Source organism: Actinotalea sp. (genome assembly GCF_035443605.1).
GTDB lineage: Bacteria > Actinomycetota > Actinomycetes > Actinomycetales > Cellulomonadaceae > Actinotalea.
In genome coordinates this window covers 1-11,437 of record NZ_DAORSQ010000001.1, presented here as the reverse complement: position 1 = coordinate 11,437, position 11,437 = coordinate 1, and the positions used below count along the sequence as shown (strand labels likewise).

The following is an 11,437-nucleotide window of genomic DNA, read 5'->3' as shown; positions in this document are numbered from 1 at the left end:
GCTCAGCCGATCTCGGGTACCGCTGCCGTGGCCTCGGCGGCCAGCCGTTCCGCCGCCGCGGCCATCCCGCGCTGCATCGCACCGAACACGACGCCGTGGAACGGCGCCACCGACCACCAGTACGCGTGCCCGGCCAGGCCCTGGGGGTGGAACGTGGCGACCTGGCGCAGCGTGCACGTGCCCGGGTGCTCGCCCGGCTCGACGGACAGCTCCAGCCACGCGAGGCCCGGCAGGCGCATCTCGGCCCGCAGCCGCAGGAGGTGCGGCGGCTCGACGGCCTCGACGCGCCAGAAGTCGACCGCGTCGTCCACCCACAGGCGAGCGGGGTCGCGTCGGCCGCGGCGCAGCCCCGGGCCCCCGGTGAGCCGGTCGATGAGGCCGCGCACCTGCCAGGCCAGCGGCCACGAGTACCAGCCGGCGTCGCCGCCGATCGAGGTCAGGACGCGCCAGGCGACCTCCGGGGGAGCGTCGACGTGCAGGGAGCGCTCGTCGCGGTACAGCGAGCCGCCGGCCCAGTCCGGGTCCGAGGGCAGCGGGTCGCTCGGTGCGCCGGGCACGGCAGCCGACGACCACCGCGTGGCGACGTCGGCGTCCTGGATCTTGGCCAGGGCCAGCTCCACGGCACGGTCGAAGCCGACCAGGCCACCCGGTGGGTCCGGCACGTAGGTGGCGATGTCGTGCTCGGTGCACACCACCTCGTGGATGAGCGACTCGACGAGCGGCCGGGCCAACGCGCTGGGCACCGGCGTGACGAGGGACACCCACAGGCTGGACAGGCGCGGGCTGAGCACCCCCACGCCGATGATGAGCCGACGGCGCAGCCCGGCCACCGCGGCGTACCGCTGCATCATGTCGCGGTAGGTCAGCACCTCCGGCCCGCCGATGTCGAACCCCCGGCTGACGTCCGGCGGCATGGTGGCGCTGCCGACGAGGTAGCGCAGCACGTCGCGGATCGCGATGGGCTGGATCCGGTTGTCCACCCACCGCGGCGTCGTCATCGCCGGCAGCCGCTCGGTGAGGTAGCGCATCATCTCGAACGACGCCGAACCCGAGCCGAGGATCACCGCGGCCCGCAGCACCGTCGTCGGGACGCCGGACGCCAGGAGGATCTCGCCGACCTCCTTGCGGGACTCCATGTGCGGGGACAGGTCCTCGACGTCGGGGTGCAGGCCGCCGAGGTAGACGATCCGCCCGACGCCCGCCTCGCGCGCGGCCCGGGCGAACGTCAGCGCCGTGCGCCGGTCGGTGGACTCGAAGCGCGGTCCGCTGCCGAGGGAGTGGATGAGGTAGTACGCGACGTCGACGCCGGTGAGCGCCGCGCGCAGGGCCGGCAGGTCCGTGGCATCGGCCGCGACCTGCTCGACGTCACCGGACCACGCACGGTCCCGCAGTCGCGCCGGGTTGCGGGCGACGGCGCGCACGCGGTGCCCGGCGGCGAGCAGCTCCGGCACCAGGCGCCCGCCGACATACCCCGTCACCCCGGTGACGGCGCACAGCAGCGACGCCGCGCCGGCCTCGGCTCCCTCGGAAGACATCGCCCCATCCTGCGTCCCGCAGCGGGTTCCTGCAGGTCGAGGGCGCCGGCCGACCGGGAACAGCGGGAGACCGGGCTGGTGGGGATGAGGAGGGCGGGAGTCAGGTGGGGACGCGGAGCATGCCCTCCTGGGCGATCGTGGCCACGAGGGCGCCGTCGCGCGTGAAGACCTGGGCCGTGCCGAGGCCGCGGCCGCCCTGGGCGCTGGGGGAGGCCTGCACGTAGAGCAGCCACTCGTCCGCGCGGGCCGGCCGGTGCCACCACATGGCGTGGTCGAGCGACGCGATGGACAGGCCCGGCGTGGTCCAGTCGACGCCGTGCCGGCGCAGCACGGGCTCGAGCATCACCTGGTCGCACCCGAAGGCGAGCAGGGCGCGGTGCAGCAGGGGGTCGTCGGGCAGCGTCCCACGCGCCCGGAGCCAGACCATCTGCCGGTCCGTCACGACCCCCCCGGGGCCGGTGAACAGCGAGTCCTCGACGTGCCGCAGCTCGAAGGCGCCCGACTGGATCCAGAACTGGGCCAGCGGATGGTCGATGACCGGCTGGTCCAGCGGGCTGGGCAGGTCCTGCGGCGCGGGGACCGACGGCGGCGCCGGGTCGGCGTGGTCGAGGCCCGGCTGATCCACCTGGAACGACGTGATGAGGGACAGGATCGGCACGCCGTCCTGCAGCGCGTGCGTGCGCCGGGCGCTGAACGACCGCCCGTCGCGCAGCCGCTCGACGGCGAACCGCACGGGCCGCGCGACGTCGCCGGGGCGCAGGAAGTACCCGTGCGCCGAGTGCGGCAGGCGGTCCGGCTCCACGGTCCGCCCGGCCGCCAGGATCGCCTGGGCCAGCACCTGCCCGCCGAACACCCGACCCCCGGGGAGCGGCAGGCTGGTGCCCGTGAACGTGTCCGCGTCCACCTGCTCGAGGTCGAGCACCCGCAGCACGGTGCGCAGCGGGTCCTGCTCCGGCGTCGTCACCGGCCCTCCGGGGCGTTGACCATCGAGTGCGCCGCGCGCTCGAGGTAGTCCCACAGCTGCGCGTGCTGCGCGGGCGCCAGGCCCAGCCCGTCGACGGCGGTACGCATGTGCGCCAGCCACCTGTCCCGCGCGCCGGGGGTGACGGGGTACGGCGCGTGCCGCAGCCGCAGCCGGGGGTGCCCGCGCTGGTCGCTGTAGGTGGTCGGCCCGCCCCAGTACTGCTCGAGGAACAGCCGCAGGCGGTCCGCTGCCGGGCCCAGGTCCTCCTCGGGGTACATCGGGCGCAGCAGGGGGTCGGTGGCCACGCCGGCGTAGAACGCCGCGACGAGGCGGCGGAAGGTGTCGCCGCCGCCGACGGCGTCGTAGAAGGAGTCCGGGGCGACCTGACGGTCGGGTGCGCTCACCGCAGCATCCTCCCAGGTCGATGCGCGGGTGGGCGGTAGGACGCTCGTCTCGCGACCGCCGCACGGGCGCCGATAAGGTTTACAGGCGAACACCGGGCACGCGAGAGGACGATCAGACCATGGCGCTCGACGGTCGAGGCACATCTGCGGTCCACCTGCGGCGTGGCGGCACGAGCGTCGTGCTCCGCCTCGACGACCGGGCGCTGCCGTGCGTGCTCCACTGGGGCCCCGACCTGGGCGAGGACGTCGACGTCGACGCGATGGTCGTGGCGCTGGCCCTGCCGGTCATCGACTCGGTGATCAGCTCCCAGGAGGCCGTGGCGGTGCTGCCGCAGCACTCCTCGGGCTGGCTCGGTCGCCCCGGGCTGCTGGGCAGCAGGGCGGGCCGCGCGTGGTCGGTGGCGTTCGACGCCGTGGACCACAGCCTCGACGAGGCCGGGACCGCGGCATGGCCCGACGGCGCCCCGGGTGCCGTCCGCGTGCGCAGCGTCGGGACCGACACCCCGGGCGAGCTCGAGGTCGTCACCGAGATCGAGCTGCACGCCAGCGGGCTGCTGCGGCTGCGGGGCGCGGTGCGCAACCTCGGCGCGCTGGACTACCAGGTGGCCCACCTCGAGCCGGCCCTGCCCGTGCCGTCTGCCGCGACCGAGCTGCTGGACATGACCGGCCGGCACACCCACGAGCGCACCCCGCAGCGGCGCCCGTTCGACCAGGGCGCCTGGGTCCGCGAGGCGTGGGGAGGTCGGCCGGGGCACGACGCCGCGACGGTGCTGTGCGCCGGGGCGCCGTCGTTCGCCTGGCGCACGGGCCGCGTGTGGGGCGTGCACCTGGCGTGGTCCGGCAACCAGGTGCTCACCGCCGAGCACTCCGTCACCGGCTGGCGCCTGCTGCGCGGCGGGGAGCTGCTGCTGCCGGGCGAGATCCGCCTGGCGACGGGCGAGGAGTACGCCTCACCGTGGCTCGTCGGCTCGTGGGGGGAGGGGCTCGACGCGCTCTCCGGGCGGTTCCACCGGTACCTGAGGGCCCGCCCGCAGCACCCGAGGCGCCCGCGTCCGGTACTCCTCAACACCTGGGAGGCCGTCTACTTCGACCACCGGCTGGACCGCCTCGTCGCGCTCGCCGAGCGGGCCGCGGCGATCGGCATCGAGCGCTACGTGCTCGACGACGGCTGGTTCCGTCACCGTCGGGACGACCACGCCGGGTTGGGCGACTGGTACGTCGACGAGGGCGTGTGGCCGGACGGCCTCGGCCCCCTGGTGGACCGCGTGCACGCGCTGGGCATGGAGTTCGGGCTGTGGTTCGAGCCGGAGATGGTCAACCTCGACTCCGACCTCGCCCGAGAGCACCCCGAGTGGCTGTTCGGCACGGACCACGGCCCCGGCGTCGCGTCGCGCTACCAGCACGTGCTGGACCTGGGCCACCCGCAGGCCTACGCCTACGTCCTGGACCGCGTCTCGAGCCTCGTCGAGCAGTACGCCATCGCCTACCTCAAGTGGGACCACAACCGGGCGCTGGTCGATGCCGGGCACCAGCCCACGGGTACGCCCGGCGTGCACGAGCACACCCTCGCGGTGCACCGGCTCATGGCAGAGCTCAAGACCCGCCACCCCGGCCTGGAGATCGAGAGCTGCGCCGGCGGCGGCGGGCGGGTCGACCTGGGGATCCTCGAGCACACCGACCGGGTCTGGGTCAGCGACTGCATCGACGCGCACGAGCGTCACCGGATGGTCCGCTGGACGGGGCTCACCCTGCCGCCCGAGGTGATGGGCACGCACGTCGGCTCCGGCGCGGACCACTCCACGGGCCGGTCGCACTCCCTGGCCTTCCGCGCAGGGACCGCGATCTGGGGACACCTGGGCGTGGAGTGGGACCTCACCGCGGCCCCCGAGGAGGACCTCGCCGCGCTCGCGACGTGGATCGCGTTCCACCGCGAGGTCCGCCACCTGCTGCACACGGGCGACGTCGTGCACGCGGACCTCACCAACCCCGCGCTGCAGCTCGAGGGCGTCGTCGCGCCGGACGGCGGCGAGGCGCTCTACCGGCTCTCGGCACTGGATCTCACGCTCACGTGGCCGGCGGGCCGCGTGACCCTGCCCGGCCTCGACCCGGACCGCACGTACCGCGTCACGGCCCAGGCCCCCGGCGACGAGGTGGCGCACGGCCCGTGGGCCCCGGCATGGACCCGTGACGGCGTGACGCTCAGCGGCCGCGTCCTGGCGGAGGTCGGGGTGCAGTCGCCGCTGCTCGGCGTCGACCAGCTGCTGCTGGTGCGGGTGCGGGCCGTCTGACGGTCCGTCGAACGTGACCGGACCGGACCGGATACGCTGGCCGCAGGAACCGGCAGCGCGTCGTTCGAGGAGGAGCCGATGAGCAAGGCGGAGCAGATCCTGGCGGCGCTCGGCGGCGACGGGAACATCATCGACCTCGAGCCGTGCATCACGCGGCTGCGCGTCGAGCTCGCGGATCCGTCGCTCGTCGACGAGGCGGCGCTCAAGGCCACCGGTGCGTTCGGTGTGGTCCGCTCGGGCCGCGTCGTCCAGGTGGTCGTGGGGCCAGAGGCGGACGCGCTCGCGGCGGACATCGAGGACCTGCGCTGACCAGCGCCTCCACCGGCCCGGCGCCGACGAGGCCGGTCCTGACCCTCGTGGCACCCTGCGCCGGGACGGTCCGCGACCTCTCCGACGTGCCTGACCTCGTCTTCTCCGACCGCATGCTGGGCCCTGGCCTCGCGCTCGACCCCCCGCTGCGGCCCCAGGTCGACGTCCTGGCCCCGGTGGACGGCAGGCTGGCCTCCCTGCACCCGCATGCCTTCGTCATCGAGGCCGACGGCGGGCGCGGCGTGCTGGTGCACCTCGGGCTCGACACGGTCGAGCTGGCCGGCGAGGGGTTCACCACCCACCGGTCCGCGGGCGAGACCGTGCGCGCGGGGGACCTGCTGCTGCGCTGGGACCCGGTCGCCGTGGCCGCGGGCGGGCACTCGCTGCTGTGCCCGGTCGTCACCCTGCAGGGGGCCGACGCCGACGTGCGCCCGCTCGTCGCCCCGGGCGGCGACGTCGTGGCGGGACAGCCGCTGCTCCGCTGGGCCTGAGCCGCGAGGTGAGCGAGGGTCAGGCCGTGCTGCTCCGGTCCTGACCGTCGGACGGTCCGTGCTCGGCCGGCCGCGCCTCGCGCTCCACGACGACCTCGCGGCGCGGCACGGCCAGCGGCACGCCGTGCGCGACGAAGACGTCGCGCACCCGCTCGCGCAGCGCCCGCTGCACCTCCCACTGCTTGGCCGGCACGGTCTTGACCATGGCCCGCAGCATGACGGACTCGCCGGTCAGGTCCTCGAAGGAGGTGACCTCCGGCTCGGCGAGCAGCAGGGGGGTCATGGCCTCGTCCGCCGCCAGCGCCGCGGCGGCCTCGCGGAGCAGCGCGGCGGCCTCGCGCACGTCCTGGTCCGGGCCCACACGCACCTCGACGATGGCCCTGGACCAGCCCTGGGTCCGGTTGCCGACGCGCAGCACCTCGCCGTTGCGCACGAACCACAGGGTTCCCGACAGGTCGCGCACCTGGGTCACCCGCAGCCCGATCGCCTCGACGGTCCCGGAAGCCTCGCCCAGGTCGACGACGTCGCCCACGCCGTACTGGTCCTCGACGAGCATGAACAGGCCGGAGAGGAAGTCCTTGACGAGGGTCTGCGCGCCGAAGCCGAGCGCCACGCCGGCGACACCCGCGGAGGCCAGCAGCGGCCCGAGGTCCCAGCCGTTGATGTTGGACAGCGCGGTGAGCACCGCGAGCCCGACGACGAGAGCGGTGGTCGACCGCAGCACCGAGCCGACCGTCTGCGCCCGCTGCGCTCGGCGGGCCGCCGCGAGCGGGCTCGGGTCGGGGACCTCCACCCCGGTGCGGGACAGCAGCCACCGGGTGTGCTGGTGCACCAGGGCGCTGCCCTCGACGATGGAGCGCACCGTGCGCCCGATCATCCACCGCGCCACGACGAGGGCCACCGCGCCGACGGCCAGCGCGATGACGCTGCTCAGCGGGGCGCCGAGCAGCCACTGGTACCACGCCTCGTCCTCGACCACGACGGCCAGGATCGTGGCGGGGGCGGTCGGCGGCAGGGCGAGCGGTGCGGCGAGCGGCATGACGAGCAGGCTAGCGGCCGCCCCCAGCTCACCCGCACGGTCCTGGACCGGACCGCCCATCCGGAGCCCCGCTCTGGCAGGATCGACGTGTGTTCGACGACGACCGCCCCGAAGCCCTGTCCGCGCCGCTGCTCGACCTGGCGAACCGGTACGGGGTGGTCCCCGACTTCTGGGGCTTCGACGGGACGCACAAGTGGGTCTCGCCCGGCACGATGATCGACGTCCTCACGGCGCTGGGCGTGGACGCCTCGAGCCCGGAACGCGTGGACGTCTCGCTCCAGAACGCCGAGGACGAGGTGTGGCGGCGCACGCTGCCGCCCGTGCTGGTGCTCCGCGAGGGCGGCACCTCGCAGGTCGCGGTGCACGTGACGGACGGCGCCGACCTGCAGACCTGGATCGAGGTGGACCCCGAGGCAGGCGGCGGCCGCCGCGAGGTGAGCCAGGTGGACCTCTACACCCCGCCGCGCTCCGTGGACGGGCGCACCGTCGGCCGGGCGACCGTCGAGGTCCCCGGCGACCTCCCGCTCGGCTGGCACACGCTGCACGCCGTGAGCGACGGTGCCTCGGCGCAGTGCACCCTCGTCGTCACGCCGCACCGGCTCGAGCTGGGCGCCGACCTGGACCGGCGCCGGGGCTGGGGCTTCATGGCCCAGCTGTACTCCGTGCGCTCGCAGCGCTCGTGGGGCCTCGGCGACCTTGCCGACCTGCGCGAGATCGCGTGGTCGTCCGGCCGGCAGGGTGCGGACTTCCTGCTCATCAACCCGCTGCACGCCGACGCCCCCGTGCCCCCGCTGACGCCGTCGCCGTACCTGCCGACCACGCGCCGGTTCGTCAGCCCGCTCTACCTGCGACCCGAGGAGATCCTCGAGACCGGGTACCTTCCCGTGGCCGAGCGCTCGCTCGTCGAGTGGCAGGCCGAGGTGGTCCGCCCGCTGAGCACGGACCCGGGGCCCATCGACCGCGACGCCGTCTGGGCGGCCAAGAAGGTCGCGCTCGAGGTGATCTTCGCGGCCCCACGCTCGGCCGTGCGTCAGGCGCAGCTCGACGCGTTCCGCGCCGAGCAGGGCACCGGCCTCGAGGACTTCGCCCTGTGGTGCGCGCTGACGGAGCACTTCGAGGGGCTCACGTGGCCGGCCGAGGCTGACGACCGCGGCTCGGACCTGGTCCGTACGCTGCGCACCGAGCTCGCGGAGCGCGTGACGTTCCACTGCTGGCTGCAGTGGGTCGCGGACGAGCAGCTGCGTGACGCCCAGCGGGCGGCGCGCGACGGCGGCATGCGGCTGGGGATCATGCACGACCTCGCCGTCGGCGTGCACCCCGAGGGCGCGGACGCGTGGGCGCTGCGCGACGTGCTGGCGCAGAAGGTCTCCGTCGGCGCCCCGCCGGACATGTACAACCAGCACGGGCAGGACTGGTCGCAGCCGCCGTGGCGGCCCGACGCGCTGGCCCGCTCCGCGTACCGGCCCTACCGTGACCTGTTGCGCACCGTGCTGCGCCACGCCGGCGCCATCCGGATCGACCACGTCATCGGCCTGTTCCGGCTCTGGTGGATCCCCCAGGGCCGTGGCGCGCAGGAGGGCGCCTACGTCCGCTACGACCACGAGGCGCTCATCGGGATCCTGTGCCTGGAGGCGCAACGGGCCGGCGTCGTCGTCATCGGCGAGGACCTGGGCACCTTCGAGCCGTGGGTGCGCGGCTACCTGTCCGACCGGGGCGTGCTCGGCACGTCGGTGATGTGGTTCGAGTACGAGGACGGCGGGTTCATGCCGCCCGAGCACTACCGGCACCTCGCGCTGGCGACCGTCACGACCCACGACCTGCCGCCCACCGCCGGGTACCTCGCGGGCGAGCACGTCGACCTGCGCGACCGGCTGGGCCTGCTCACCGAGCCCGTCGAGGTGGTCCGTGGCCACGCGCGCGACGAGCGCGACCGGATGATCGGGCTGCTCGCCTCGCGCGGGCTCATCGGCGACGACCCGTCCGAGCGTGAGCTCGTCGAGGCGCTGCACCGCCTCGTGCTCTCCTCACCCGCCGCGCTGGTGGGCGTGGCGCTGGTGGACGCCGTCGGCGAGCGGCGCACGCAGAACCAGCCCGGCACCGACCAGGAGTACCCCAACTGGAAGGTCCCGCTGGCGGACTCCGCGCAGAACCTCGTGCTGGTCGACGACCTCTTCAGCAACCCGCGGCTGCTGTCCCTGGTGGCCGTGCTGCAGGGGTGAGGCCCCCGCACCGTCCGCGCCGCGTCCGGGTGGTGGGCACGAGCGGGGCGGGCAAGACGACCCTCGCCGCGCGGGCGGGAGCCCGGCTGGGCCTCCCGCTGCTCGAGGTCGACGCCGTCGTGCACCGCGAGGGCTGGCGCACGGCCACCCAGAAGGAGCTCGACGAGGCCCTCGCCGCGTTCCTCGGGTCGCCGGCTGCAGCCGGCGGGTGGGTGATGGACGGCAACTACTGGTCGCGGCTGTCCGCGGTGACGGACACGGCCGACACCGTCGTGTGGCTGGACTACCCGCGCCGGCTGGTGATGGCGCGGCTGCTGCGCCGCACCCTGGGGCGGGTGCTGACGCGCCGCACGCTGTGGAACGGCAACCGCGAGCGGGTCCGCAACCTCCTGCGGCGCGAGCCGCTGGACAACATCCTCGTGTGGGCATGGACCCAGCACGCGGGGTACCGCGAGCGCTACACCGCGCTCGCGGCGGCCGACGGCGAGCGCACGTGGGTGCGGCTGCGCCGGCCCCGCGACGCGCGTCGCTGGCTCGCCGGTCTCTGACGGACCGTGTCCCCGACGGCCCAGGGCTCAGCGGCGGTCGCGCCGCTGAGCCGCGAGGGCCCGCCGGACGCCGTCGCGCGCCTCGACCACCAGACGGCGCAGGGCGGGTGGGGCGTCGGGGTGCTCGCCGAGCCACGCGTCGGTGCGGCCGAGCACGTCCACGGTCCCGCCGGTGAGCGCCGTGGGGTAGAGGCCCACGACGATGCCCTGGGCGATCTCGTTGGTGCGCTCCGTCCACACCTGCTCGAGGGTGGCGAAGTACGGCTCGACCCAGGGCTCGAGGAGCGTCCGGTCGTGCGCCCGCGCGAAGCCGGCGATCGTCGAGGCCTGCACGGCGTTGGCCAGCCCGCCGCCGTGCACGGCGGCCCACGCCGCGGCCTTGGCCTGCGCCGTGGGCACCGCGGCCCGGGCGGCCGCCGCCGCACGCTCGCCGGTGGCCGTGGCGTCCGCGGCGAGCTGGGTGGCGATCTCGGCCTCACCGGCCCGACCACCCGCCACGACGCCGGTGAGCAGCTCCCAGCCCAGGTCGGTGTCCACGCTCACGCCGGCCAGCGGCGCGGAGCCGTCGAGCAGGCCCGCCACGGCGTCGAGCTGAGCGGGGGACGCGGCCCTGGCGGCGACGGCCTTGACGAGCTGCAGCTGCGTGTCGCTGCCCGGCTCCGCGGCCCTGGCGAGGGCCAGCAGGCGGTCACCGGCGCGCTCGGCCACGGCGGCGCGGTGCTCGGGGGCGACGTACAGGTCGAGCGCCGTCGTCAGCTGGCGCAGCAGCACGAGGACCACCGAGGAGTCCGTCTCGTGCGCGATGTTGCCGAGCACCAGGTCGGCGAACTCCCGGCCGGCCAGCTCGCCGTCGCGGGTCATGTCCCAGGCCGCGCTCCACACGAGGGTGCGCGGCAGGGAGTCGGTGAACGCGTGCAGGGACGAGCGGGCGACGGCCAACGAGGCGGCGTCGAGCCGCACCTTGGCGTAGGCGAGGTCGTCGTCGTTGACCAGGACGAGGTCGGGCCGCGGGCGGCCGACGAGCTCGTGCACCACCGTCGACGGCCCGTCCAGGTCCAGCTCCACCCGCACGGTGCGCACCAGGCGCTCGACGCCGGCGTCGTCGAGCACGAGGTCGTACCCGCCGATCGCCACGCGGTGCGGGCGCTGCACGGGGTGCTCCGCCGGGACCTCCTGGTGGATCGCGACGTGCGTGACCAGCCCGTGCGCGTCGAGCTCGATCTGCGGGCGCAGCAGGGTCACGCCGGCCTTCTCCAGCCACAGGGCCGACCAGCGGGACAGGTCGCGACCGCTGGTCGCCTCGAGCTCGACGAGCAGGTCCCGCAGCTCCGTGCTGCCCCACGCGTGCTTGGCGAAGTACGCCTGGACGCCGGCGAAGAAGTGCTCCTCGCCCACCCACGCGACGAGCTGGCGCAGCACCGAGGCGCCCTTGGCGTACGTGATGCCGTCGAAGTTGACCTCGACGTCCTCGAGGTCGCGGATGTCGGCGTCGATGGGGTGGGTGCTGGGCAGCTGGTCCTGGCGGTACGCCCAGGACTTCTCCAGCGACGTGAACGTCGTCCATGCCGAGGTCCACCGGGTCGCCTCGGCCGTCGCCAGCGTGGAGGCGTACTCGGCGAACGACTCGTTGAGCCACAGGT

Annotated in this window: 10 protein-coding genes; 5 read left to right on the top strand and 5 right to left on the bottom strand. The window is 74.9% G+C overall.

Annotation, left to right across the window (positions count from 1 at the left end; genetic code table 11):
- Positions 1–2 precede the first annotated feature (2 nt).
- The 3 genes from PKY62_RS00050 to PKY62_RS00040 form a co-directional block, all read right to left on the bottom strand.
- Positions 3–1,535 (bottom strand): SDR family oxidoreductase, encoded by a 1,533-nt coding sequence (locus tag PKY62_RS00050; protein ID WP_324533585.1) that lies wholly within the window; start codon positions 1,533–1,535, stop codon positions 3–5.
- A 100-nt stretch (positions 1,536–1,635) separates the two neighbouring features.
- Positions 1,636–2,499 carry an acyl-CoA thioesterase gene (locus PKY62_RS00045; protein WP_324533583.1) on the bottom strand — a complete coding sequence of 288 codons (864 nt, stop codon included), beginning with the start codon at positions 2,497–2,499 and terminating at the stop codon, positions 1,636–1,638.
- Positions 2,496–2,903 carry a globin gene (locus tag PKY62_RS00040; protein ID WP_324533581.1) on the bottom strand — a complete coding sequence of 136 codons (408 nt, stop codon included), beginning with the start codon at positions 2,901–2,903 and terminating at the stop codon, positions 2,496–2,498. The genes PKY62_RS00045 and PKY62_RS00040 overlap by 4 nt, the downstream gene beginning before the upstream one ends.
- Positions 2,904–3,082: 179 nt before the next feature.
- Between PKY62_RS00040 and PKY62_RS00035 the strand changes: the two genes are divergently transcribed.
- The 3 genes from PKY62_RS00035 to PKY62_RS00025 all read left to right on the top strand — a co-directional run bounded on the left by PKY62_RS00035 (position 3,083) and on the right by PKY62_RS00025 (position 5,991).
- Entirely contained in the window at positions 3,083–5,191 is a 2,109-nt protein-coding gene (locus PKY62_RS00035) for an alpha-galactosidase (protein ID WP_324533579.1), read from the top strand.
- Between the two features lie 78 nt (positions 5,192–5,269).
- On the top strand, positions 5,270–5,500 hold the full coding sequence (locus tag PKY62_RS00030) for a PTS sugar transporter subunit IIB (RefSeq protein ID WP_324533577.1): 231 nt from the start codon (positions 5,270–5,272) through the stop codon (positions 5,498–5,500).
- 47 nt (positions 5,501–5,547) lie between these two features.
- Positions 5,548–5,991 carry a PTS sugar transporter subunit IIA gene (locus PKY62_RS00025; protein WP_324533575.1) on the top strand — a complete coding sequence of 148 codons (444 nt, stop codon included), beginning with the start codon at positions 5,548–5,550 and terminating at the stop codon, positions 5,989–5,991.
- Positions 5,992–6,010: 19 nt separating this feature from the next.
- On the opposite strand, the gene PKY62_RS00020 is transcribed toward PKY62_RS00025, so the two are convergent.
- Positions 6,011–7,030, bottom strand: coding sequence for a mechanosensitive ion channel family protein (locus tag PKY62_RS00020; RefSeq protein WP_324533573.1), 1,020 nt, complete (start codon positions 7,028–7,030; stop codon positions 6,011–6,013).
- Between the two features lie 89 nt (positions 7,031–7,119).
- Between PKY62_RS00020 and malQ the strand changes: the two genes are divergently transcribed.
- Positions 7,120–9,249: a 4-alpha-glucanotransferase gene (gene malQ / locus PKY62_RS00015; RefSeq protein ID WP_324533571.1), complete on the top strand. Its 2,130-nt coding sequence runs from the start codon at positions 7,120–7,122 to the stop codon at positions 9,247–9,249.
- Positions 9,246–9,797, top strand: coding sequence for a P-loop NTPase family protein (locus tag PKY62_RS00010; RefSeq protein WP_324533569.1), 552 nt, complete (start codon positions 9,246–9,248; stop codon positions 9,795–9,797). The genes malQ and PKY62_RS00010 overlap by 4 nt, the downstream gene beginning before the upstream one ends.
- Before the next feature lie 27 nt (positions 9,798–9,824).
- On the opposite strand, the gene PKY62_RS00005 is transcribed toward PKY62_RS00010, so the two are convergent.
- A partial coding sequence (locus tag PKY62_RS00005) for an ERAP1-like C-terminal domain-containing protein (RefSeq protein ID WP_324533567.1) occupies positions 9,825–11,437 on the bottom strand: 1,613 nt, incomplete at its 5' end.